General features: G+C 59.6%; 23 protein-coding genes and 4 pseudogenes. 17 read left to right on the top strand and 10 right to left on the bottom strand.

Annotated elements, in window-relative coordinates; all coding sequences use genetic code 11:
* Both OHD62_RS33170 and OHD62_RS33165 read right to left on the bottom strand, forming a co-directional pair.
* On the bottom strand, positions 1–280 hold a 280-nt coding region (locus tag OHD62_RS33170; RefSeq protein ID WP_263791683.1), incomplete at its 3' end, for a hypothetical protein.
* Positions 207–356 carry a hypothetical protein gene (locus tag OHD62_RS33165; protein ID WP_006206560.1) on the bottom strand — a complete coding sequence of 50 codons (150 nt, stop codon included), beginning with the start codon at positions 354–356 and terminating at the stop codon, positions 207–209. The genes OHD62_RS33165 and OHD62_RS33170, both read right to left, overlap by 74 nt.
* Before the next feature lie 245 nt (positions 357–601).
* Here OHD62_RS33165 and OHD62_RS33160 point away from each other — a divergent pair.
* Positions 602–691: pseudogene (locus tag OHD62_RS33160) on the top strand (AAA family ATPase); the annotation flags it as partial.
* Between the two features lie 271 nt (positions 692–962).
* Here the strand turns inward: OHD62_RS33160 and OHD62_RS33155 are convergent.
* Entirely contained in the window at positions 963–1,142 is a 180-nt protein-coding gene (locus OHD62_RS33155) for a Ulp1 family isopeptidase (RefSeq protein ID WP_081482321.1), read from the bottom strand.
* A 1,362-nt stretch (positions 1,143–2,504) separates the two neighbouring features.
* Positions 2,505–2,861 (bottom strand): hypothetical protein, encoded by a 357-nt coding sequence (locus OHD62_RS33150; protein ID WP_040583823.1) that lies wholly within the window; start codon positions 2,859–2,861, stop codon positions 2,505–2,507.
* A 2,139-nt stretch (positions 2,862–5,000) separates the two neighbouring features.
* Between OHD62_RS33150 and OHD62_RS33145 the strand changes: the two genes are divergently transcribed.
* The 11 genes and pseudogenes from OHD62_RS33145 (at position 5,001) to OHD62_RS33110 (ending at position 13,808) form a co-directional block, all read left to right on the top strand.
* A complete protein-coding gene (locus tag OHD62_RS33145; RefSeq protein WP_156788644.1) occupies positions 5,001–5,174 on the top strand; it encodes a hypothetical protein in 174 nt (57 codons plus the stop codon).
* Positions 5,175–5,756: 582 nt separating this feature from the next.
* The gene (locus OHD62_RS35855; protein ID WP_412177452.1) at positions 5,757–6,023 is read left to right on the top strand and encodes a carbamoyltransferase N-terminal domain-containing protein; all 267 of its coding nucleotides are present in this window, start codon (positions 5,757–5,759) and stop codon (positions 6,021–6,023) included.
* Positions 5,926–6,234, top strand: coding sequence for a carbamoyltransferase C-terminal domain-containing protein (locus OHD62_RS35850; RefSeq protein ID WP_412177252.1), 309 nt, complete (start codon positions 5,926–5,928; stop codon positions 6,232–6,234). The genes OHD62_RS35855 and OHD62_RS35850 overlap by 98 nt, the downstream gene beginning before the upstream one ends.
* Positions 6,150–6,707 carry a carbamoyltransferase C-terminal domain-containing protein gene (locus tag OHD62_RS35845; RefSeq protein WP_412177451.1) on the top strand — a complete coding sequence of 186 codons (558 nt, stop codon included), beginning with the start codon at positions 6,150–6,152 and terminating at the stop codon, positions 6,705–6,707. Before OHD62_RS35850 ends, OHD62_RS35845 begins: the two co-directional genes overlap by 85 nt.
* Positions 6,708–7,196: 489 nt before the next feature.
* Entirely contained in the window at positions 7,197–7,691 is a 495-nt protein-coding gene (locus OHD62_RS33135) for a hemolysin-type calcium-binding protein (RefSeq protein ID WP_006205558.1), read from the top strand.
* 479 nt (positions 7,692–8,170) lie between these two features.
* Positions 8,171–9,004, top strand: coding sequence for a YopJ family acetyltransferase (locus OHD62_RS35650; RefSeq protein ID WP_006205559.1), 834 nt, complete (start codon positions 8,171–8,173; stop codon positions 9,002–9,004).
* Between the two features lie 104 nt (positions 9,005–9,108).
* Positions 9,109–9,294 (top strand): annotated as a pseudogene (locus tag OHD62_RS35840) (transposase); the annotation flags it as partial.
* Positions 9,246–9,818: a transposase gene (locus tag OHD62_RS35835; RefSeq protein WP_139032256.1), complete on the top strand. Its 573-nt coding sequence runs from the start codon at positions 9,246–9,248 to the stop codon at positions 9,816–9,818. The pseudogene OHD62_RS35840 and the gene OHD62_RS35835, both read left to right, overlap by 49 nt.
* A gap of 105 nt (positions 9,819–9,923) precedes the next feature.
* Positions 9,924–10,676: a carbonic anhydrase gene (locus OHD62_RS33120; protein ID WP_263791656.1), complete on the top strand. Its 753-nt coding sequence runs from the start codon at positions 9,924–9,926 to the stop codon at positions 10,674–10,676.
* 64 nt (positions 10,677–10,740) lie between these two features.
* Complete coding sequence (locus OHD62_RS33115; protein ID WP_006205562.1) at positions 10,741–12,501, top strand: type I secretion system permease/ATPase; 1,761 nt, start codon at positions 10,741–10,743, stop codon at positions 12,499–12,501.
* Positions 12,498–13,808, top strand: a complete 1,311-nt coding sequence (locus tag OHD62_RS33110) for an HlyD family type I secretion periplasmic adaptor subunit (RefSeq protein ID WP_006205563.1) — start codon at positions 12,498–12,500, stop codon at positions 13,806–13,808. The genes OHD62_RS33115 and OHD62_RS33110 overlap by 4 nt, the downstream gene beginning before the upstream one ends.
* Positions 13,809–14,254: 446 nt before the next feature.
* Here the strand turns inward: OHD62_RS33110 and OHD62_RS33105 are convergent, their stop codons facing one another.
* From OHD62_RS33105 to OHD62_RS33090, 4 genes and pseudogenes are all read right to left on the bottom strand, one after another.
* Positions 14,255–15,073: a phosphotransferase enzyme family protein gene (locus OHD62_RS33105; protein ID WP_167361638.1), complete on the bottom strand. Its 819-nt coding sequence runs from the start codon at positions 15,071–15,073 to the stop codon at positions 14,255–14,257.
* Between the two features lie 140 nt (positions 15,074–15,213).
* Positions 15,214–16,779 (bottom strand): asparagine synthase-related protein, encoded by a 1,566-nt coding sequence (locus tag OHD62_RS33100; protein ID WP_006204684.1) that lies wholly within the window; start codon positions 16,777–16,779, stop codon positions 15,214–15,216.
* A 386-nt stretch (positions 16,780–17,165) separates the two neighbouring features.
* A pseudogene (locus OHD62_RS33095) lies at positions 17,166–17,890 on the bottom strand (alpha/beta-hydrolase family protein).
* A pseudogene (locus OHD62_RS33090) lies at positions 17,829–17,966 on the bottom strand (hypothetical protein); the annotation flags it as partial. The pseudogenes OHD62_RS33090 and OHD62_RS33095, both read right to left, overlap by 62 nt.
* 544 nt (positions 17,967–18,510) lie before the next feature.
* On the opposite strand from OHD62_RS33090, the gene OHD62_RS33085 reads away from it, so the two are divergent.
* Both OHD62_RS33085 and OHD62_RS33080 read left to right on the top strand, forming a co-directional pair.
* Positions 18,511–19,317, top strand: coding sequence for a cyclase family protein (locus tag OHD62_RS33085; RefSeq protein WP_006204689.1), 807 nt, complete (start codon positions 18,511–18,513; stop codon positions 19,315–19,317).
* A gap of 315 nt (positions 19,318–19,632) precedes the next feature.
* Positions 19,633–19,947 (top strand): hypothetical protein, encoded by a 315-nt coding sequence (locus OHD62_RS33080; RefSeq protein ID WP_006204690.1) that lies wholly within the window; start codon positions 19,633–19,635, stop codon positions 19,945–19,947.
* A gap of 616 nt (positions 19,948–20,563) precedes the next feature.
* Here the strand turns inward: OHD62_RS33080 and OHD62_RS35640 are convergent.
* Complete coding sequence (locus OHD62_RS35640) at positions 20,564–20,854, bottom strand: DUF1403 family protein (RefSeq protein ID WP_050900817.1); 291 nt, start codon at positions 20,852–20,854, stop codon at positions 20,564–20,566.
* Positions 20,855–20,943: 89 nt separating this feature from the next.
* Positions 20,944–21,294: a hypothetical protein gene (locus OHD62_RS33070; RefSeq protein WP_263791649.1), complete on the bottom strand. Its 351-nt coding sequence runs from the start codon at positions 21,292–21,294 to the stop codon at positions 20,944–20,946.
* Between the two features lie 173 nt (positions 21,295–21,467).
* On the opposite strand from OHD62_RS33070, the gene OHD62_RS33065 reads away from it, so the two are divergent.
* The 3 genes from OHD62_RS33065 to OHD62_RS33055 all read left to right on the top strand — a co-directional run bounded on the left by OHD62_RS33065 (position 21,468) and on the right by OHD62_RS33055 (position 24,030).
* Positions 21,468–23,360 carry an amino acid adenylation domain-containing protein gene (locus OHD62_RS33065; RefSeq protein WP_263791647.1) on the top strand — a complete coding sequence of 631 codons (1,893 nt, stop codon included), beginning with the start codon at positions 21,468–21,470 and terminating at the stop codon, positions 23,358–23,360.
* 64 nt (positions 23,361–23,424) lie between these two features.
* Positions 23,425–23,628, top strand: a complete 204-nt coding sequence (locus tag OHD62_RS33060; RefSeq protein WP_006204693.1) for a hypothetical protein — start codon at positions 23,425–23,427, stop codon at positions 23,626–23,628.
* 159 nt (positions 23,629–23,787) lie between these two features.
* Positions 23,788–24,030: a hypothetical protein gene (locus OHD62_RS33055; protein ID WP_006204694.1), complete on the top strand. Its 243-nt coding sequence runs from the start codon at positions 23,788–23,790 to the stop codon at positions 24,028–24,030.
* Positions 24,031–24,237 lie beyond the last annotated feature (207 nt).

Genomic DNA, 24,237 nt, shown 5'->3' with positions numbered 1-24,237 from the left:
AGAACCGCGGCTGCGGCGCGAGTCCCTGCACCTCGACAATCTGGTCGCCGATCGCCAGGCACTCCAGGAGCGGCTCGCGCGAATTTGATGACGCGCTCGGGCTGATGGAGTGGCTGGGGCGCTCTCGCCGTCGCGAGAACCGGCCCAGAATAGCCTCCTCCTGAGGAGGCGATTTCTGCGATGAGTTGTCCGGCGATGAAACGAAATCAAGTGGCCACGTCAAACTGTTTGGCGTGCTGTCGGGGATTGAGGTTGGTATGCCCTGTTTTTCTCGTGGCATGGACCGTGGCGCCATTCAGGATTGGCTCCGTCACGCCGTCCAGCCCCAGCATGGCGGCCTCGATGACGCTCGACATCGGCCCCGGGACAGGTCCCGCGCTGGAGCTCGGTCCGGAAACCGGCCCGTTCATACGGGCGCTGCTGTCGCGCGTGGGGCGGGAGAAGGTTCTGACGCTGATCGGATCCGCCCCGGATTTCGCAGCGCTGCTTAAGCGGCGGTTTCCCGCTGCCCGGATCTTCGAAATGGATGCCGTCGGCCTGCGCCATGTATCGCTGTTCCAGAGGCCAGTGTTTGGTGCCGCCGTCACCGGGCTGCCGTTCCGCCGACGCCGTATTGGACCAGCTTGTTCACAATGCCTATCGCATCGAACTCAACGGCGAGAGCTTGCGAAAACAGAAAGCCGTGACCACCAATCAACTACCCTGGCTTGACGCACACAACCGGTTCAGGTCAAAAACCTGCACGATCCAGGGGCACACTAACCGGACCGCATTGAAAGGCTTGAAAGATAAATTCTTGCGGTGGTGAGAAAGGACGACAGCGCTCGCCGCCTGAGAAGAATTCCCGGCGTGGTGCCGAAGCATGAGGGAAGCGATGGCGCTTGTAGCCGGCCGGCGAAGTGTTCATGCACGTGCATATATCGCGACGGCTCCTCACGGTGCGCCACCATGAGATCGCCCCCTCAGCCCAAACGGGGATCAGCCCTAAGCCGCTCCTGGAGTGCCTGGCGATCGGCGACCAGATTGTCGAGGTGCAGGGACCCGTGCCGCAGCCGCGGTTTTTGCGCCAACCGTCGAGTCAGCTCCCGCGTGGCCTCCAGCATGAAGACGCCGCAATCATAACCGTTGTGCTGTTGGGCCATGCGCACTGGCCGCAGGCGGGCGCCCAGGGGCCGAGCGCTAGCCGATCCTGCGGTGCGCTGCCCGAGCCAGAGGCCGGTTCATCCGTCTGGGCAACTCGAGCGTGAGGGGTGGGAAGAATGCGCCCGTCCGGCTCCCGCGCCGTGGAGGTGGGCTCATTCGGTCGAATCCGGCACGTGTGAAGCCGCCGGCCGCCGAGCGACCGAGGTCTTCGTCGACCGTCTCGATGCGAGACAATATTGCAGGGCGCTGCTCTCACGATTGTGGAGGACCTGATGGGCCGAGGATAGCCGAACATACAGGATCGCCTTGCGCTCCAGATGATGCGGCCTGATCTTCTCAGACATCATGGCGCGCCTCCTGTCGTTCCCGAGCGAGGTCGCCGTTGGCGTGGTCGAGGATCAGGCGGATCATCAGCTTCATCAGCTTCATCAGCTTCATCAGCTTCATCAGCGTCCGGCGCGTCTCGGCGGGCAGCGTCTGCCATTGCGGCGTCTTGCTGCGTCTCGACAGCGTGCGGATTGGAGAACAGATCGAACTGGTACCTGGTGAGCTGGCGCGGCATGGACATCTCCCCGATTCGCGTCGTGAGCGCCCAATGCTGCGCTCGAATCTCGCATTTGCGATGGGGTGCCCGAAGCGGGTGCTACATCCTGCAGCAGGGTCGCCAAGGCGCGTAGCGCAGCAATATCGACATGGGAGCGGCGCCAACCTGCCAGGCGGCACTAGCCGCCCGATCAAACATCCAGGCTGGAATCTCCAGCCACCGATCGGATCCCCGACCAGAGAGGCTGCAACGGAAACCCTCTCTACCAGCCTTCTCGACCACCTCATGAATATGGGCCAGGCTCCCGGCCCAAGGATGCCACGGGTAGAAAAGCTCGTGCTCCGCGATCCCGTGGGCGTTCTGTCGTCGTGTTGTCTAACGAGGTGCGCCCGCATGGGGCGATCGGGCACAAGGCCCCGATCTCGTTGCTTAATCCCGATGGCGCCGCCAGCCCGCCATCGTGAGAAAGCCGGGAAACTCTACCTTCCGGCGGTCTAGAGAATGGTATCGGGGTAACGAAAACAAATACTCTAATTGCTGATGGATGAAAGTTCAGCCGCAGGTCATTTTAAGCGAGGCATTATAGACGAGGCACAATTAACCCCAAACCCAAAGCCAGCCAAAGAAGCCACCCTCCGGAAAGTTCGGATGCTTCTTCAGGAGTTAACTCGGTTACTCCATAGGTTGACATAACGGTTTTCATTGTTGTCTCCCTTTCGAATGAGAAGATAAGTCAGTGACGACGGTTGGCAACTCAGGCCGTCGCGCAAAGGGAGTAGCAAGAGTTGCGCCAACGTTAGAGAAATAAAATCTGCATTTATTCAACGGCTTCTGAGAGTGCGGCGGCGCGCCCGCCGAACAAAACCGTGTCGCGGACGCGACAAACCCGACTGTAGAACTGGACGACGCAAGCGTACTCGGGCGAGCGGCAACGAGTAAATGGTACAAGTCCAGAACAATGAAGAGGTAGTGATCCGTCACTTGTCGCCCGCATCATCCGCTCGACCAGGATGGCGGTGTTGGCGCCAATCCCGGCTGCCTGACGGATCAGGTTCGCCGGTTTCGTGTTGGCGTAGCGCTGGTGCGCCTTGGGGATGTGCTCGTTGACGGTGGCCGCAGCGCTGCCGACGAGATCGGCGCCACCCTTGAGACCGCCAATCGCAAGCGAAAGCATCGCGAAGTTGCGGGTCCGCTTCGCCGGCGCTGGGGTTTCCGGCTCTTTCGGTCTGCACCGAGCCAACGTGTTGGCCAATACGGAGGGCGCCGTTCTTCAGCCCACTTCAGGATAAATACGAACGCGTGGACCGCCGTCCGTTTCTACGAACTCGCCCCTGTAGGGCACGCCGCGGATGTTGAAATACGTTGGGCGCCCGGGTTCCGGCATGAGGTGCTCACCCTCTAGTGCTCGAGCAAGGTAGTTCGGAAGCAAGCGTTCGCGGTGCTGCCATCCCCCGCGGATAAGATACCCAAGATCCGCTACACCCTGACTGGATGGCCCAGCTTCATTTATCTGCCGAGAGGATGACGCGGCTTCATCTCCCTGCCTGGCGCGAGGATGATGGATGAGACGAACGTCGCTGCGCCCTGCGGGCCCCAGCGTGACCGAGTACCGCTCACCGTTGATGTCGACCCGCCTTGGGCCGAACTGGTTTGGCAGGAGGTTGACGTTCTCCAAGACGTCTATCAGGATAGCCGAGGCGGATTGAGAGCCGTGGCGCCAGCCCTCGCCCACAACAGGCCCAATATCCGGCACCTCCTGCGGGGGCGTTGGTGGCCCGACGAACGAGGGCTGTCTGGTATGGCCAGGCACATAGTCATGCAGTCCATACGGTGTGGGTGGACTCAGATTAACGAGGGGCTCAAAGTCGCCATAGAAGTCTGACGACGCACCTGCGGCAGACGATGGTGTCGCTGGTTCTTGCATATACTCCCTGAACCAATTCCAGGCTCCCTCGCTTGGTGCGCCTGTGGATGGTGTTGCGGGACGCTCTTGCGAAGAGCTAGGCTGCGGGCCGCGGTGTGGTGCAGGCGACCATGATGCAGGTTCTTGCATATGCCCCCTGAACCAATTCCAAGCGCCCTCGCTTGGCGTGCCTATGGATGGTGTTGCGGGACGCTCTTGCGAAGAGCTAGGCTGAGGGCCGCGGTGTGGTGCAGGCGACCATGATGCAGGTTCTTGCATGTGCTCCCTCAACAAAGTCCAAGCGCCCTCGCTCGGGGAGGCTGGCATTGGGGGAAGCTCTTGCGATGACGCGGGCTGCCGAGCGGGAGTTAACCCCAGCATTTGGTTTGCATCGAGCACCTGTTGGTATCGCTGGAGCCTGAGCAAATCGGGCTTGATTTTGGTGTCCTCCGCTTGTTGCTTATACTCCTCAACATCTTGGGCGAGCCCATGGGTGAAGAGTCTGCCAGCCATGGCGCCCCTGCCATGCCCCTGCAGCCAATCACTCAGTCTGGAAAGACGACGAGCCTGTCTGTCGACGGTGTCCGGCTCAACCCTGCCTGTCGCCTTTTCCGCTGCAGCCCACATGTCGATGAGAGTCGCGTCTGCGGAATAGGGAGCCAGGCGGTGGCTGCTGGTCGACAAGACGTTTCCGGCCTGAACATCCCGAAGTTTGTTTAATGCTGCCTTGGTGCGCCTGGTACCGCTCTTGCAATCCGTCGCGTAGGCTTCCAAATCGCGCTCCAACCCAGGTTCGAGCTGAGGGTTGCCAAGCCTGCCCGCGATTGGCGCCCTCCCGTTCCTGCTAAGCCAGGCGCTGAAATTGCGCACGTCGGCTTGAGCATTTCGAATGGTGCCGTCGCTCATCCGGCCTGTGGCTCGGCTTCGAAACTCTTCCAAGAGCGCCTCGTCTGCGTCAAAGACACCGCGTATGCGGGACGGTTGCTTGGCGTGATACACTCGAACGCTCGTTGAAACGACCTCTTGCTGCACTGGAGCGCCAAACGCCTTGTCGCGGTGGCTCCCGCTGAACGCTTTCCCCACACCTGACTTGATGCGCGACCACAGTCCGCGGTTCTTGCCTTTCTTCGTCTGGACTTCGGGCTGCGCCACAGGTGACGAGGTGTAACGTGCGCTGCTGAACGGATCAGGACGAAGACTGGACTGCGGCGGCACTTGGCTCGTCCCTCCAAGGTGAGCTTGGCGGATGTCGACGCTGTGGCGGCTGCCGCTGAAATAGCTGTCACTCGGCGTAAACCGAGGCGGCGTCCGCATGGAAGCGCCCATGTCACGCCAGGCCCCTCCACCGCGCTTTCCGGAGAGTGCATCAGGCGAGCCATCCTCACCGGAGCTCTCATCAGAGGAACTGAGTTGCAACTCGCCAAGCTGCTCCTCAAAGCTCGTTCGCTGGCGCGCATGTTCCGATTGCTGGCCCGGCGGCCGTTGATAGTACGCTCGCGCGAATGCCTCCACATCAAAATCGAACAGGTTGAAGTTGTTGTTCGTTCGTTCCATGACACCTCACAAATCCGCACGGCAAACTGAAATCTGGCGCACGTCAAAGCGCTGAGTAAGCGGCGAAGCCTTCGGCCGATAATCCGGGTATCGGAATCTGAAACCAGCACAACGATGAATCGTATTCACCGCGACCAAGGCTACCGCCAGCGACCCTTACGCAGCATCGCCGCCTCGCTTCGAGGCTCCCATGCTAGGCGACGTAGCTGTTGACAGGCTGACGAGCCTCAGAAAATTGTCCGGGACGCCTGCGGCATGTCGCCGTTCCCGGCCAGGAATCCCTGTCACGTACGCTCTGATCCGGGTCGGATGGTGCGGCGATTTCTATGAAATCGATGGGTCCTGCAGGTCGTGCCTTTGGGAAAAGTGATGGCGAATCCTGGTGACAAATATGCTTTGCTTTATGCGCTCGTCGATCCGAATTTCACCTTGCCCAAAGAGCCAACGCGCTTCGAAGACGCAGGCAAGGTAATGGCGCTTGCGCCTGTGGGCAGACCGGATCGCCCGACAGCGACGAGCAGAAGCTGATCGATTTCCTGCTTCCAAGCGATGTGCCCCCGCTGCGCAAGGAGGATTTTCGGAATTCGCCCTACTACAACATTGGCGTAACCCATCAGAAGCTTACCAACCTCGCTAGGCGGGTTTCGGACGCCATCTTCCATCCGTTCCACACTTTCGCAAAACAGGAAGCTGGCAAAGGGCTTCCCGCTGCTGATTTCCGGCGGGTGTGGATTAAACTGCGAGTGGAATCGGCGTTGGCTCGAAACGTATCTTTTTTCCGATGTTTTCATTCCGCTATGTACAAACGATACAGGCTCGGCGATTGGGACCGCGGTCGACGCGATGCGGCATTTCACCGGCAATGCGAAGATCAAATAGACCGTCTCTTCAGGCCAGCCTTTCACACTTGATGAAATTGACCGGGCTCGAGGTCCATCCACTCGACTACGGCCAGGTAGCCTCGGCGTTGCTCAGCGACAAGGTGATCGGCTGGGTGCAGGTGAATTGCGAAATCAGGCCACGGGCGCTCGGCAACCGGTCAATACTCGCGGCGCCTTTCGACTCGCAAAGGCAACCCATGAGCGTTTAAACCGCATCCAGAACCGGGAGGGTTTCCGCCCGATCGCGCCGGTGTGCCTGGAAGGGGACGTTGGGCTCCATTTCGACTTGGCACGCCCCTCGCCCTATATGCTTCTTTTCCACAGGGTTCTCGATAGCCGATTGAGAGCCGTCACGCACGTTGACGGCACAGCGCGGGTCCAGACCGTTTCGCAGGAGCAAAAACACCTGTTTCAGTTGCTAAATTCGTTCAAGGCGAAAAGCGGAGCCGGTGGACTTTGCAACACATCGCTGAACTTCAACGGTGGTGGCTTCATCAATCATGCATGCAAGCGACTTGCTGGCCTATGCCCGGGCATCAGGCCTCGACAGATCGCGATCAACGATGCCTCTTATCTTCTTAAGGAGGCCGCCCCCACGTCGTCGAGTGGACGGAGAAAGACCGTGAAGCGGGGGAAAAACATCCCTCCGAGCTGTCGCGGAAAATGGGTGATTGCGGTTTGAGAAGAGCGGGGTATCGAGGCGGGTGGTTGAAGCTTGCCAGAGCCTCACATGGCGAGGGTTAGGTTAAGTGAATGCATTAGGGCGGTACCGGCCTAATCGTATGACGCGGCCCGTTTCCGAGCTCGGTCAACCTCCATCCGGTCGCCGCTCTTGGCGGCTTCCGGAACCCGTGACGTCCCCGCCGGGACGGTGGTTGCGGCGACTTCGGTCAAACGGCTGACAGCAGTTCATCTGCATCTCGTGGAAACGTTGAGGCCCCCGCCGCGAGCATTATCATGAGGCACTCGACCTCGGAAAGGACCATGACCCCGCGATGGCAGTGCGAGATCGGATTGACAGCTCCGCACTGAAAGGGCCGTTTGACATACAATTCAAACGACGTGACAGCGCCGGGGGTGCAAGTCAGGTGACGGACAGCTTTGACGTGTACGTTGCGGCGGCAAGCGCGCGATGACCGCTCGCCTAGCAGACACAGCTAAGGAGAAAGACATGGCAATAATCCGCGGCACAGAAACCGACGATCATTTGATTGGGACGCCCGAGAGGGACTACATCCGCGGCCTGGGTGGAAACGACTGGATTTCCGGTGCCGCGGGCGCCGATAGTCTGGAAGGCAATCAGGGAGACGACACGCTTTTTGGTAACGCAGGCGATGATGTTCTGTTCGGTGATGAGGGCAACGATGCTCTGTACGGCAATGATGGCAGCGACACCTTCATCTTCAACAGCGGGGGCGGCAAGGATTCCGTGGGCGACTTCACGGTAGGGCAGGACAAACTGTACGTCGCGGAAGGGATCAACGACGTTGGTATTCACACGATTCAAGATCTTGCCAATCGCGTCCAGGAGGATGGCCCGGCCTCCGCGGTCGTTGACCTCGGAAAGGGTAATTCGATTACGCTCACCAATGTAAGTGCTAGCGACGTTCAGCATCACCCGGAAAAATATTTCTCCATCATACATACCGCCGATCTATACATCTGACTTTCTCGGCCAACCTTTCGGCCGAGAAACACGGCCGGGCACGGCGATCGCTATGGCACATCCTTTTTGCCTGCGGGGAGTCGCCGTCGCCCATGGCCAGTGCGATCACGGCTTCAAGGCAGTCCTTGCGGATGAACTCGTGGCGCCCGGTCGGGTGATCCTTTCGACAGAAGAGTAGATGAGTAGATATGGGCGGCTGCATTTCACGACTGAGCATACGGCGCGAGACCTCTCGGGATGATGGACGAGCCCAGGAAGCCGAGTTTGCTGCTCACGTAGATTCCGTGCGATCGAGTCCGCCTCGATCCAGTATTGAACAGGAGCACTCGTCCAGACCATCTCACGACGCCGATGACGGAACCGCATCTTGCCGTATTCGTCCGGCCCGCGTTAACGAGAAGCTCCAGCTGCTTGGGCAAACACTTGAGCGTGCCAGCCAAGCGGGAATTTCGTCCAGTCTAGTGGAATACGGTCGGCAAGTGGCTCGCTATCTGTCTGCCAACCTCCAGCCCGACGAGGAATTGTTGTCCCTTGATGTCGACAATATCGATTGCCTAGCGGATAACTATAATAGGCGCTACCCGGACCTTAATCTTAGGTATATGGGCTCGCCCGCCGAGTTTCTCGGCGCATTGGCGGACCGATCATCGGATGGTGCATGGCGCGCTGTCGTGCGGTTGGCAGACGGCGAAATGCACCACTTTGCTGCTGATGTTCGAACCCGCGCCGCAGCAGGACCGACGGTTATCGTGATGGAGCCGGCCGACCTCTATACCTTCGTCACCCCATACTCCAGATTGCGACGGGAAACGCTACAGCAGCTGGGAACGGAGCAGAAGTGGGCCTTTATCGGGGTTGGCGCGCAGAAATCTTCCAGCGATTGCCTGATGTTCGGCATGCAATTTGCGCTAGCGTCATACCAAAAATCGTCAACCTTCGATAACTGGCATGAAAATCTTCATCGGCATGGAACGATTGCCAACGAGGGGGATGTTTCCAGCGACTACTTTCCCTCACCCGACGCCATGTTGCAATATGCCGAGATAAACCTGTTTCACGGAGAAAAGTTGCTCCCGGCGCTGTTTTATAAGCACTCCCACTCCAGCAGAGTGATCGATGAGGTTGCAAGCAACCAACCTGGTATCAGAGACGAAGATGTGAGCACCAGCAGGCGCGACCCCAAAACGGAGTCGTTGGCCGGACGGCTCGAAGCCTTTGCTGTCCAGCGGGGCTCACGGGAATACAGCACATCTATCGAGACGTCGAGGGCGACCAAGATCCGCACGGCATTGGACAGGATGTTATCCGACTAGGTTCCGTGGACAAAGGTTGCTGACGAATCCGGGTTTTGCTTCAAGGCGCCGATGTGGAGGTAGCCTTGGGCGAACGGATCGGAGTGTCGGTCGAAGAGTAATCGCTGGTTGGGCCGCTTCTATCGTCTGGGCGGGGACGCAGGTGCCGACCGGTCCAAGACAACCGGCTCTATTTCGAGGGTATGATGTGGATGGCGCGGACGGGATCGCAATGGCGACACCTGCCGGATGAATATGGCAAATGGAACAGCGTGTTTCGCCGCTGCCGACGATGGGTCGAGACCGGGCTTTTCGATGCCATGCTCGAAACGCTGGCCGAGATGGTCGAGCGAGACGTCAGCGCCGATATGATCGACAGCACCATCGTCCGGGCACATCATTGTGCAGTTGGCATAAAAAGGGGACTCAAGAAACCGAGACGCTTGGCCGATCGCGTGGCGGCTTCACCACAAAACTTCATGCCCGATGCGATGCCAAAGGCCGCCCGCTTGGCTTCGTTCTGACGCCCGGGCAGACGCACGATACGCAAGGAGTTGCCCCCTTGTTCCGGATGATCGCCGGCTTGCCGCCCAACCGCCTGATCGCTTCATGTTTCCACCCAAGCACAGCTCCGGGCTCACTCTCATCGAGGGCTTCGTCTCAAAGTTCGCCCGATCCGCCCTTCGTCACATCTGGGTGGCATCGAAGCACCGGCTCTAGCAGCGCATCATGGCAGGCATTGAGGACGTCAATCGCCATCCTGTCATTCACACTTGGTCCTACAAAGTCGCCGAAGCCGCTTGATATGATTCAATTCTTCGAAACGCTGAACTAGGCTTTCCCGCTTGCTCCAAGACCCTCAAGGCATGGAGCAACCTCGCAATCTCCTGGGATAGCCCCAATTGGAAAACATCAGTTTGCATCAAGGAGCGAAACAAATATGCATCGTCGGGATCTGATCAAAGGGTTCCTTGCGCTGAGCGCATGCCCGATCTACGCCCAGGCCGCACGCCCGGCGAGCACCCATTGGGGATATGCGGGCTCGGTCGGACCGGAGCACTGGGCCGATCTGGATAAGGAGAATTTTGTCTGCTCGGCGGGCACGCAGCAGTCACCGATCGATATCGCCGGCGCGGTCAAGGCGGATATTCCGCGCATCGTCATCGGTTGGCACAAGGGCAGCGGCGGAATGGTGAACAACGGCCATACCATTCAAATCAATATGCCGGAAGGCAGCACGTTGGCCTGCAGGGATCGCGTCTACGAACTGGTACAGTTCCATTTCCATGCGCCGAGCGAGCATCACGTGGCGGGCAAGAGCTTCCCGATGGAAGCGCATTTCGTACATAAAGACACACAGAGCGATACTCTGGGTGTGCTCAGCGTCTTTCTGACGCCAGGCGCGAATAATGCCAATTTTGCCCGCCTTGCTGCGGCCTTTCCCGTGCGGCCAGGCAAGGAGATAGCAGTCGACGAGGTCGATCCCAACGGGCTTCTGCCGGTTTCGCTCAGCTACTGGATCTATGAGGGATCATTGACGACACCGCCCTGCACCGAGAGCGTCGAGTGGATGGTGGCCATGGAACCGGTCGAGGTGGACGCGGCGGACATCAAGCGCTTTACGACGCTCTACCCGTTGAATGCGCGGCCGATCCGTTCACCCAATCGGCGATTCATCCTGGGCCACAACTAAAGCGGCCCATAGCGGTGCGGCTACGCCACGCAGGGTGTGGTGTGAATTCTGAAAGGACTGCGACGTGACTTCACCTGCGCGTTCCCTCCCAGGCGATCCGCCGCGATTTACCCTCGCAACGGTTTTAGCGTCGTTCCAGCTGGCCTTCGCCGGCATTGGCTTGATGAGCGGTGTCGTCAATATCCTGGCGCTGACCGGCTCGTTTTTCATGTTACAGGTCTACGACCGCGTGATCCCGGGGCGCAGTATGCCGACGCTGGTCGGGCTGGCGTTGTTGGCCGGCATGCTGTACGCGTTCCAAGGTGCTCTTGAGCTAATCCGGTCGCGCCTGCTGGTGCGCATCGGCTTGGCGCTCGACGCCCGGCTTAGCAATCAAGTCTACTTGGCCCTGATGCGTTTGCCGCTTCGGACCAAACTTGATGGCGACGGCCTTCAATCCCTGCGCGACCTCGACCAGGTGAGATCGTTTCTGTCGAGTGCCGGACCGACCGCTTTTTTCGACCTTCCCTGGATGCCGCTCTATATCGGACTCTGTTTTCTGTTTCATTTCTGGATTGGGGTGACGGCGCTCGGCGGTGCAGTTGCCCTTTTCGCGCTGACCATGCTGGCGGAGATGTGGACAAGGGAGCCGACAAAAACGGCCAGCACCTATGCGGCAGTACGTAATGCTCTCGCTGAAGCCTCGCGGAAAAATGTCGAGGTACTCCAGGCGATGGGCTTCAGATCGCGCATTGCCCAGCGCTGGTCTGTCGCCAATACCGCATATCTGAACGCACAGTCCAAGGCGAGTGACGTGGCCGGAACGCTGGGCACGATTTCAAAGATTCTGCGTATGGTGCTGCAATCCGGCATGCTGGCCATCGGCGCCAGGCTCGTCATCCAACAGGAGGCGACCGGCGGCATCATGATCGCCAGTTCGATCATGATGAGTAGAGCGCTTGCGCCGATCGAACTGGCGATCGCGCATTGGAAGGGCTTTGTGTCGGCGCGTCAGAGCTGGAGCCGCCTGGCGAGACTTCTGGGGTTGCTTCCGGAGATGCAGACCACTGTAGTCCTGCCCGCACCCGCAGCTTCCCTGTCTGTCGTGGGTGTGAGCGTCTCCCCGCCCGGCGAGCGCCGTGTGGTCGTGCAGGATGCGAGCCTTGCTTTGATCAAAGGCGCTGGCCTTGGGATCATCGGGCCAAGCGCTTCCGGCAAATCCTCTCTTGCGCGAGCCATCGCCGGCATTTGGATGCCAGTTCGTGGCACCGTCAGGCTCGATGGCGCAACGCTCGATCAGTGGGGGCCGGAAGATCTCGGGAACCACGTTGGCTATTTGCCGCAGGACGTCCAACTCTTCGATGGGACGATTGCCGAGAACATTGCCCGTTTCGATCCGCAAGCAAGCTCTGAAAAGATACTGGCAGCGGCAAGGGCGGCCGGCGTCCACGATCTAGTCGTTCATCTGCCTGAGGGATACGACACCCGCATCGGCGAAGCGGGGTCCGCGCTGTCAGCCGGGCAACGGCAACGCGTCGCATTGGCTCGCGCGCTCTACGGTGACCCGTTCCTCGTTGTTCTCGACGAGCCGAACTCAAATCTCGATGCCGAAGGCGAGTCCGCATTGACTGAGGCGATCCAAGGCATTCGCAACCGAGGTGGCATCGCCATCGTGGTGGCGCATCGGCCGAGCGCCCTGGTCAGCCTTGATCAGATTCTGGTGATGGCGAATGGCCGCGTTCAGGCTTTTGGTCCGAAAAACGACGTACTGAACAAGGTTACCCGTCCGGTCCAAACGCGGGGGCCGCTGAAGGTCGTTTCGGTACCCGAAGAGGCTGGGGCATGATCGCGGACCGGAATGCCACGGCCGGACATGCCATCCGGCGCTATCTGCTCGCGGGTGTCGCGACCTGCATTCTGCTCGTGGGCGGAGTTGGAAGCCTTGCCGCCGTCACAGAAATTTCTGGCGCCGTCATCGCAACGGGAACGCTTGTAGTTGATTCAAACGTAAAAAAGGTGCAGCACCCCACCGGCGGTGTCGTCGGCGAAATCCGCGTCCGGGAAGGCGATGCCGTAAAATCGGGCGACGTATTGGTCCGCCTCGACGCAACGCTTGCCCGCACCAATCTCGCAATCGTCGCAAAGGGCCTTGATGAGTTCGAGGCACGCCTTGCCCGGCTCGAAGCAGAACGGGACGGGCGCGAGACTATCACCTTTCCACAACAGCTCGCATCAAGGGAAAACGATCCGGCCATCGCCCGCATCATGGCCGCAGAGCGATTGCTGTTCGAATTCCGACGGCGGGCGCGGATCGGCCAGAAGGCACAGCTTACGGAGCGCATCGCCCAGCTTGCCGAAGAGATTTCTGGCCTGACCGAGCAAAAGGGCGCAGATCAGCAGGAAATCGAACTGATCGGCACGGAACTCGAAGGCATTCGTAAGCTCTGGGAGAAGAAATACGTCTCGATCCAGCGGATGACCGCGCTTCAGCGCGATGCCATCAAGCTGGAAGGTGAGCATGGCCAACTGACCGCTTCGATTGCACAGGCGAAGGGACGCTGTGCGGAAATCGAGCTTCAGATCGTCCAGATCGACCAAGACCTCCACAGCCAAGTAGCGGCTGAACTCCGCGAGGTCCAAGGACGGATTTCCGAGTTTGTCGAGCGCAAGGTCGCAGCCGAAGACGAACTAAAACGCGTGGATATCCGAAGCCCTCAGGACGGTATTGTGCATCAGCTTGCCGTCCACACGGTCGGCGGCGTCCTCTCCGCAGGAGACCCAATCATGCTCATCGTGCCTGTCGCTGACAAGCTCACCGTTGAGGCACGCATCGCACCCCAGGACATCGATCAGGTCACGTCGGGCCAGAAGGCAGTCCTACGGCTTTCCGCCTTTAATCAGCAAACTACACCGCAGCTCACCGGCGTGCTTACCAGAATATCCGCCGATCTGACCATCGACGAGCGATCGGGTCTGGGTTTCTACACGGCGCGTGTCATGCTGCCACAGGAGGAACTCGCCAAGCTGAATGGCTTGACGCTGGCTCCAGGCATGCCCTCGGAGGTCTTCTTTCCAACCGCTGATCGCACCATGCTGTCGTATCTGGTTAAGCCTCTTTCCGATCAAGTACAGAGGGCTTTCCGCGAGGAGTAGATAGTGGAAAAGCAGGTCCCGACCTAAGAGGCGCTTCAGGCTTAAGCGCGAACAGCGGTTTTTTCACCGTCAGCTTACGACGCTTGAGGGTGTTGTCACGGTAAGTTCCCTCTGCGTGAGAAGCCTTGAGGCGTCTTAGTTTTCAGGCGACGCAGGCCGCAATTTTCCAGGAATCGAAAGCCTCGAGGCGATGGTAGCGAACTGTATGTGCAGCACGGCGGCGGGACGGAACTGAAAAGCAGTTGCCGGTAGCTGAGTGCTGGAGGCGAAACGTTGCAACGCTCCCGGCGATCGGTGGTCTTGCATGTTTCGTTCCCGTTTTCGAAACGACAGATGGCTAGCGGGCATCCACGACCGCCTGCAGCCACTCCAGGGAAGCCGACCCCTGGTACCGGATCAGTGCTTCCACCACGGCACGTCCGACAGCCTAGCGTCGAAGATGGTTATCACGCGCCCGCCAAGAAGCGTAAGGAACCGCTGGCAGCCCGCTCGACCATACCGGCGGCGCTGTCCAAGGCATCAGCCCAGGTTTCGGCATCTAACTGGCAGTAGTCCTGTAAGAAACGCAGTGACCGCAGGTGCTGGACTACCACAAGCCACCGCAGGGAATTGCCCAGCTCGGCGTCGCCTTCCGCCTGGCCATAGCCAGCGAGGAACGCTCGCCACAACTCGGCGGCGCTGTCGCCCGCAGCCAGTTCCAGCCACCAGCCGATGGTGGCCAGATCGAGCTGCTGTGGACCAAGGCCGCAATCGTCGAAATCGAACATCACAATCTGATCGCCAGCCCTGTGCAGGTTGGCCATCCGGAAATCGCCGTGGCAGAACCCTGCAGGCCCACCCGCCCGGCTCACCCCTTGACCCCGCAAATCGGCCACCGCAGCCACCAGCCTGGCGCGCTCAGCGGCGAAGCCGTCCTCAATCTGGGCGATAGTCCGATCAACCTCCGCCTCGGACACCAGCTCGCGTTGGAGCGCGCGCGCGGCCAGCTGCGTCTGACCATGCAGGTCGGCCAGCGCCGCGCCCGCGGCCCGCAGATCGTCGGGTCGCTCGCGCATTGGCCGGCCCGCCGCCACCTGAAACACGGCCATTGGCCGGGTGCCGAACCCTGGTACCTGCAACTGCGTTAGCAAGCGCCCCTTCTGATTAGCCACCGCCCTCGCCACGTCCAATCGGTCAGTGGCCACTACCGCATCGAGCACCGCAAGCTCGGCCGCTATCTCGGCTTCCAGCCGACCTTCGGGCCGGTACAGGCGAACATAGGCCACTGGCGCTCCCTCCGGCCCTACAGCAAGCGTCCAATTGACGCCACGGGCAACCGTGCGGACCTCGGCCGAAAGGCGGTAATCCGCCTCCAAAGAGGCGGCAACGACCGGTTCCACTGTTGCCCTATCGTCCGTCGCCACCGTCACGTCGCCTGCCGCACAAATCGTTCCAGCCACAGGAAGAAAGCCAGCGGCGCGCAGGGCGCTTCCGCGCGGGTTGCCGTGACCTCCGCCAACAGGTCCAGTACCGCCCGTTGATCGACCAGGCCGAAATCCGCGAGCGCGCAGTCTTTCAGCTGCGACGCAATACGGTCAGCCTCTTGGGCGATCAATTCCGGAAGAACACGAGCGAAAGTCTCCTTTGCGTAGTTGCAGGGGAATATGCCAGCATTTAGGCTCAAATTCAGGTAGTTGCGCATTGTCGTTCGCTGGAACCGGGCCGCCAGTGGGAGCGTGTGGCAGTATTCCATCAGCCGCGGATCACTCAGCGGATTGATTGGCCACAACCCACGCCGCAGCAGGTACGGAGCTCTGCACACATGCGCCAGTAGCGTCGGCATGGAAACCAGGCTCGTGGGCGCATCGAACAACCGCATCGAGCGTGCTGCCGTTAGGGCGCGTGGTGTAAGAATGCTTTCGGCGTAGGAACCGACTTCGGCGATCATCGTCTCGCTCGCCACGCGGGTGTGGGCCATTTCGCCGGCGAACAGCGGGAACAGTTCATCGCCGCCTATCCCCGTCAGCACGTACTGCGCGCCTTCGCTTCGCGCATCGGCCCAAATCGCCTCGAAGGCTTCCAGGTAGAACTCGCTCAACGGGTGCTCCTTCGGCCGAGCGTCTGGCCGCAGATCGAGGCAGGGCAGGAAATCGGACATGTTCACGGTGCTATCCCGCAGCTCAAGCAGCGCGATGATCGCGTTGCGCCTTTCGACCTGGGCATGCCGGTGCTGGCCATCCAGTAGGATGCCTTTGCTGGACTGCCTGCCCATCGTGTGACGCGCTGCGGCTGCGACTGCCGCCGAGTCCATTCCGCCACTCAGCTCAATTGCAGCCCGGCCTGCTTTGATCGGCCTCATGGCCATGACCTCATGCAACAGCTGGCGGAATCCGTGGTCAGGATCGAATGCGCTCTGCGCTTCCGTGGGCCCGACCACTTCCACGGCTTCCGGATAGCAGTACCTTGCCATTCTGGGAGCAACGTAGATCGAAGCGCGTTCCGTCAGCATGGTGACGCCGGCGCAGATTTGCCGCGCCGAGTAGAAGGTGCCGAGCGTCAGGTAATGCGCTGCGATTTCGGCATCGAGCGCGAATGGCACACCCAGGAAGTCGGCAAAATCCCATGACAATAGTACCGCATCGTCCTGGGCTCGAAAGTAGATCGGCGCAGACCCCAGAACGCCGGCGCGAATGCGCATCCGGCATTCTTCTTTCACCACTTCGACCATCACATAGTCCAGCGGCCAGGCCACACATTCCTGGTAGAGCTCGACATAGGCGTCGAAACCGACGGCCTGGGCTGGCGCCGGTGTGGTCACTCCGGTTGCTCGCTCACGTACAACGGCGAACCATCGGCCGTCGGTTGTGACCAGCACCATTTCCAACGCTGGATGCTCAAAAGCCTCGATCCAGCTCCCGCCGAATTCCACTCGGCCCGCGCGTAGCAACACGCTGCCTCTCAGATCCTGTAGCCTGATTTCCGCCTTCAACACGGTCGTTACTGTCGTTCCCCCAAAATAGTACCGTCCGGAAGGGGCGGCCTTGAAGCGGCGCTTAGAGGTAGTACATTAGGGTCGCGCTGTCGCCTGGCAGGCGGACCTTCGGTAGCAGCGCCTGGACGGCGATGGACTTCTTCATCGGAAGATCGAGGTTCTGTTCGTTCATGGCGACTTTCCATCTGGTAAGCCGCCGGGATGGCGGTAGGTTCTGTTTGTTCATGGCAAATCTCCATCTGGAAAGCCGCCGGGATGGCGGCATGTGTACATACCTCGGCGGCAGGGCGGGCCGTGCGAAACTTTTGTTACGTTTCCACGACGGCGGAAGATGGTTTTGTTGCAACGGCTGAATAGGAGCGCAGAGAGGCCCGATGCGCGGTCAATCAGGCGGCGGGGATTTCGAACTGCTCGGCCAGGGATGGACTGGATTGAAGCCGCGCGGCGCCTTCAATCCAGTCCGGCGTACGGTAAGCATCGCGATAGTCGGAGAGGACGATCGGAGCGCTGGCATAGTTGAAGATAGACGGCCCCATGGATCCCCATGGGGTATTCCGAGCCACCACGGGTCCGTCCAGCTTCATGAGCCGGACAAGGTTGCTGTTGCGAAGAACGGGCAGCCATTGAGGCGTTCCCTGATTTCGCGCGTCGCTGATCGAACGCCAGCCCGGCTTTCAAATGGCGGTCCGCTCCACAGCGCACCGCTGATTGGGCCGTCCAGGATCTCGAACAGGCCCGTCGATCTTTCCGAATTCATCGCGCCAAGGCTAAGCCCGTGCAGATAGAGTTCAGGACGCGAACCTTTGGGCAAGCTCGTCCAGTAGCCATAGATCTCCGTGTAGAGGGCGCGCGCCGTTTCGGCGCCGTACTCCGGTTGCACTAGAAGCGACAGCGGGCTGCTCAGGTAGGAATACTGGACCGCAACGCTGGCGACGTCACCGTGGCAAAGGTATTCTAAGGCTTCCATTGAGGCGGGGTCGATCCAGCCCGTACGAGTCGGCATTATGATAATGAGCGAAGCGCAATTGAAGCCGCCAACGCGTTTCAGCTCATCCAGGGCAAGCTTCGCACGGGCTTGAGGATCGGCGGTGGCGCCCAGGCCAACATACAAGCGAACCGGTTCCTGCGAGGAACTCGCGGCCGGCTCGGCCGAGTTGATCCCATTTCACCAACGGGGCCGTACTACCGGTCTTGTCGCTATCGACGGGCTGAGGCCGGTCAAGCTCGAGTAGTGCATCGAGTTTGCTTCACGACGAATCCAGAATGCGGAACACGGCACGGAGCAGATCGTCGCTTGCAAGCGACCCGACCACGAGGGCTGCAATGCCGAAGCCGACCACATTTGCCACGCGCCGGGTTACGAAACGCCTTGAGGGCCGGACTTCTGGAATTTCGAGATATCGCCAGAGCCAACGCCCCGCGACACCCAACCCAAAGCCCAAGGCGAAGCAACCGCCGGCACCCGTTGCGTCAGATATGTCCGAGGGATCAAAGTGGGCATCAGGGAAGCGGCAACAAGGTGCCAAGCGCCAATCCCCGGCCGGATAGTGACTGAACAGTCTTGGTGATCATCTGGACCAACGGTCTGCGGAATGTCTATACCGATCAATAACCCGTACCAGTCCCCGAAGCCAATCCGGTGACGTGGTGAAACTGACCGCTGACGGTCTCGGCACCCTGCCCAACCAGGTTCTTCGCCGGACATTCGAATGATTATTGAGGAGGAACTCCATGACCCGCCGTATCATCGATCTCTCCATCGCTCTCGACAATGAAACGCCAGCGGACCCGCTGCCGATCCGCCCCGCGATCACTTATATCGGGCATCGCGAAAGCGCTGAAGGCATGGTGAAGTTCTTTCCCGGACTCGGCGTGGATCAGCTGCCCGGTGGCTATGGCTGGGCAGTGGAAGAGTGCAAGGTCAACACGCACAACGGCACCCACCTCGATGCGCCATGGCACTATCACCCCACCATGAACGGTGGAGAACGGGCAATGACCATCGACGAAGTACCACTGGACTGGTGTATGCAGCCGGGTGTGAAGCTGGACTTCCGTCATCTGCCAGACGGTTATGTGGTGACCGCCGCCGACGTTGAGGCCGAGCTTGCCCGCATAGACCACACGTTGAGCCCGCTGGAAATTGTGCTGGTCAACACTTCGGCCGCAGCCGCTTATGGCAGCCCGGCCTATCTGGGCAAGGGATGCGGCATGGGCCGCGAGGCCACGCTTTTCCTGACCTCACGCGGCGTGCGCGTGACCGGCACGGACGCATGGAGCTGGGATGCCCCCTTTCCCTTCACCGCCAAACGTTACGCTGAAACCGGCGACGCCAGCATCATCTGGGAAGGACACAAGGCGGGAACCGAGATCGGTTATTGCCACCTCGAAAAACTGACCAACCTCGACCAGCTTCCGGCCAAGGGCTTTACGATTACCTGCTTTCCAGTAAAGATCAAAGGTGCCTCTGCCGGATGGACGCGCGCGGTGGCCCTTCTCAAAGAGGGTCCGGCCATGGCGCCGCAGGGCACTCCGTAAGAAAATTCGACCATGTGACGTTTGACCATGGCGCGCGGCCCGAGTCCGGAAGCGTATCGTTGTCAAAGATTTGAAGGTTGCACCGTATATACGTGCCCTTTAAGGATCGGGGTAGAGCCCTGTTCAGACTGGCGCTTCAAATCGAATCGATGGCCGTCTCGGTCGGAATACGCAGCAGGTCATCGCCCGAAAAGGATTGAACCAAAGCATAGGGAGACCGAGCTGATTCTCACTCAAACCCACACTAATGATTTCGCGTCATCTGATACTCTAGGGGGACGTATTTCGTTCGCTCGCGAGCTTACCAAACTTACAATGGCGCAGGCTGCAACTCGACTTGGTGTCGAGACGGCATGCTGGAAGGCCTGGGAATGCGACCGCGCCGCGCCGCAATCCAATCGCCTTGCCACAATGGCGGGCATCCTGGGCGTGAGCCCCTCATGGCTGTTATCGGGAATGGGCGCCGGTCCATTAGAGCTGGAGTCGAATGACGATGCCGCCCTGCTGCGAGAGCTGCAAATCGCCTCTGCTGACGCAGTGACCCAGCAAAGACGTGTGCAAGAAATCGTTGCGTTACTCGGGTCGGTGCGGGCGAAGGGAAAAGGTGCGGGCGGCGTAATCTTTGTCTGATTTGCAGCTGCCGCGACAGTTGGTCTGATGCCGAACCATATCATGACGAGCAGCCATCTTTTCCGGTTGACGGAGCTGCCATTGATGCGTTGGAACGTTATGATCAGCTTGACGACGACGTCTGCACTCAATTGATCGAGATTGGCTCCGCGAGCCCTGATCATGCCTTGAGGGTGCAAGCCTTTGGAGTCGCAGCGGCAAAGGGTAGCGCCGTAGCCCGACGAGCACTTTGGACATTCTCTGAGGCAGTTCCGCGTAGCTGGCGAAATGTTGACGCCATTGATGCCTTGGCGAGAGTTCCCTTTGTTGAGCCGGACATCGTTTCGTCCGTCACCCTAGACGATCTCGTGCGGCAACCGGCGCCTATCGCAGCGTCGAAAACGAGCGCGTCGTCGTTCAGCAATCGACCGTTGACGGTGTCCGCCCCCTTGGCCCTGAGTTTTGGGGCGACGGCGAGCAACCGGTCCCGCGCGGCGTTCGAGCCCCGCCGAGAGATCGATGGCGCGCAGCGCCCCGCGCGCCTGGGCAGAAAGCAGAGCTTTCGCACGCTCGGTTTCTGTCTCAATGCCCGTCACCGGAGAGCTCGTTGCCGATCGACGCGGGCGAGCGCTCATGCCTAGAACGCCTCGGTGCCCAGGAGCGGGACGGCATACTGCCAGCCCAGTTTTTGGGCGAGTAGCGCGTCGGCAAGCCAGGGTCCCATGGCGCGTGGCAGGCCGTGGCCCTCGACGACCGCGTAGGCGCCGGTCAGCATCCCGACCGCGCCTTCGGTCGTGGCGAGCCGCCGCAGCGCGTCCGCCAGATCGCTGACCGCCGCTTCGTCGCGGGCGAAAGAACCGAATTCCTCCAACACTGCGGCGAGATTTTTCTTCGTCAGAAGCTCCTCTGCGGGCCGCGCCGCCACCACGGCCGGCGCGTCACGCCGGCCCTTTTTTCGTCGCGGCGGACAACCGTATCCAGCATGGCGATGGCCGCGCCGGTGGCAAGGGCAGCATCCTAAACGGTTTGCGTCGCCTCGACCGCCTTGCGCAGCCGGCTCGGCACGGCGACAGCCGGGTGGCGGGCTGCGTGACGTGACGGCGCCGGGGCGATTTCGGGCGCAGAATCATCGTTGGCATGATGGTTCATTGCGGAGGTTAGTACACCACAAATGGCAGCAATCCGCCGCACCTGTCGCGGCACAATCGGCGCAGGGGAACACGAAGAAAAAGAACCGGCGGACGGTGTGGCTGCTTGTACATCGCGAAGGAATTCCTTTGTCGGAGAACGTCGGGTAGCCGACAACTGCTGTCGGGTTTTGAAGATTGTTACACGATCAGCCTTCGATGATGTCGTGTTGTACTCCATTGTATACTCCGTGGATAACGTGCTCCGGCTCTCTCCGCGCAATTGGCACGATTGTTGAAGCTCCCAAGTCGCAACGCTAGACGAAAATGGGATTGGCGGCGTTCCGGCGAAGTGTCCAAGTGATTTCTGAGCACCGCAGGGCGGTTGACCGAAAACTGCAGTGGAGACCTACGATGCAAACGCTCACATCGATCCTGTCAGGTCCGCGCCGGCCGTTACGTTTTGGCGGCGACAAGCTAGCCGATGCTATCGCCAAGACTCTGGAAGAATTTCCGTCGAACACCGCTGTGCACACGAACGAGAATGGCGACATAACCTATAAGGAGTTGGGCATATCCGCGGCCAGTCTTATGGGTCGACTCGAGACCGTCGGCGTCCGTCCCGGTGACGCGGTGATTGTCAGACTTCCTCGATCAGTTGATCTTGTCACCGTCATTCTTGCAACCCAAATGCTGGGCGTTGCCTTCGTGCCCGTTGATCCATCGAATTCAGGCGAACGGTTGGACCATATAATCCGCAACACCGACGCCAAAGCGATCGCTAGTTCGGATCCAAGCGGTTCGATGCGCGTTGAGCGTCTTCCGACACGCGGTGGCATCAACTCAGCGTTCTCGAACATAGCATATATCATGCACACTTCGGGAAGCACGGGGATCCCGAAAGGGGTACCTGTCTCCCAGGCAGCCCTCCTGAATTTGCTCGATTGGTATATCGAAATGATCGACTTTTCGGAGGGCAGCAGCATTTCGCAACTTACGCCACCAGCATTCGACGTCTCAATCCCCGAGTTCTTTGTACCGTTTGTGACAGGCGGGACAATTGTCTTGCCTAGTACGCAACTGCGAGCGCAGATCATTCAAACAATAGAATTCCTAACTCATAGCCGCACGAACGTCATTCAGATGGTACCAACACTGCTACGACGCTTCGTCGGAACCCTTGAACGTCTCCCCTCTTTGGCGGAGCGGTTCACCGACCTCAGATATGTGGTATGTAATGGTGAAGCCTTACCGGACTCGGTTAGACGGCGTTTTTACTCGATTCTTCCTGACGCTACGCTTGTAAACACCTATGGGCCAACGGAGTGCTGCGTCGCGGTTAGCTATCACTACTGCCGTCGTGATGATGCAGAGCTTCCGATGTTCATCGGCAAACCAACATGTAACGTTGATTTCTATGTTCTTGACGAAAGCAACTCCAACGTTGGTTTTGAAGTTGAGGGCGAACTCTTGGTGGGTGGTGTGCAAACGTCCCAACGTTATGTGGCGGACGAAGCACAGTCGAAACTTCGCTTTATGCCATTTATGACCGCTAACGGTGAACAAGTGCTGTACCGCACTGGTGATTATGTCGTGGCATCAGAGGAAAATGGATTGAGGTTTATCGGTAGAAAGGATGATCAGATCACGTATCGAGGAATCCGGCTCGAAAAAGGGGAGATTGCCAGCGCGATTGATCGGACCGGCCTTTGCTCAGATTCAGCGGTGGTCGTGGTAGATAGAAACGATGACACGGGGCAGGATCTGGTCTGCATGGTGACACCTGTCAGCGCCAATGTGGATGAAGTTCGCCAGCGGCTGTCGGATACCCTGCCGAATGATCGTGTTCCGAGGCTCGTTGTGCCTCTTGTCGAGCTTCCGTTAACTGCCAATGGAAAACTGGACCAGCGCGCGCTTGACAGAACAGCAAAGGAGGCGCTGAAGGCAGCCTTGGGTTGTGCGGTACCCCAGAAAGAACATGCAACGAGGTCACCATTAGACCATTTGCTGGAGGCGGTACACGCCGTCACGCGAAAATGGGTATTACCCAGCTCGATAGTGCGGGAGTGCAATATTGATTCACTGGACTTTCTCGAAGTACAGATCAAGTTGGCTGAAACTGGCCTTATGTTCTCCGACGACGTGTATCGCGAGCAAGACCTGTCGCTTGAGGAGTGGGCAAGGCGAATTCAACCGGTCGATCACCGTGTCAAGCGAAGTGAGGATTTGACCCCTCCTATTGCCTCAGCGAGGAATGTTACCGAGCGCCGTGGGGCCAGCGATTCATCGAACCGCGATCGAGGATGATGTCCAGCCATTTTCCATGCGCCAGGCCTTCACAAGCCGCTGCACCATTCTCAGGTACTTTTCCTTGAAGCGCGAAGGGTCGATCTTTGTCAGGGGCATTGGCCGCCTCGATCGTACTGATGTCGCGCAGGTGCAGTTCCTTCACAAGCCGGTCCTGGAGGTTTGGTTGGCCTGTGGGGTGCCCGAGTTCATGGCGGACTTCAACACACGCTTCGGCAGGGAGCCCCGCAATCCGAAGATGACCGCCATTGTTGTAGCCAGCCTCTAACGTGCCCGAGCAATCGTGCCAATCCAATGTCAGGCGAATCTTGGTTAGCGGTGCGCATTGCCTCAAGGAAAATGTTACCGCGCGGGTTCGTTGCCTCACCTAAAATGTTACCCGTGAAGGCGCGGGTCGCCATGATGCCTTCACCAGGAGGGAGGCATCATGAAGACGAAGTTGACACATGCCATGTGTATGGAACGCGCCAATGCAGTCAGGGATCGCTATGCGGCCGAAATGACTCGGGACAAGCGCAGGATCTTGGAGGAGTTCATCGCCGCGACGCGGTATCACGAAAAGTCCGGAATCTGTGCCCTGAGCACCTACCCGGAGCCGAGGCATCGCCAGACCCGTCAACGCCCGTCGCTCTATGATGAAGCTGCTCGGGGCGCCTTGATTGCGCTATGAGAAGCTTCCGATCGAGGTTGCGGCAAGCGGCTCAAGGCACTGCTGCTCATTCGGTACCGTCGGCTTAACTCGGTTGAAGCGTGCGGAGGCTCGAGGGCCGTTTTCACCCCGCCGTCGGCATAATCCGACTCCATGTTTCCATGGAGGCCGTTCGAAGTTTGCGTTACTGGGCTGAGGTGAGAAGGTTGCGCGGATAGTGGAAGAGAT

The organism is Mesorhizobium sp. YC-39 (genome assembly GCF_025753795.1).
GTDB lineage: Bacteria > Pseudomonadota > Alphaproteobacteria > Rhizobiales > Rhizobiaceae > Mesorhizobium.
The sequence above is the reverse complement of the archived record's forward strand: the minus strand, read 5'-3'. Positions and strand labels throughout refer to the sequence as shown.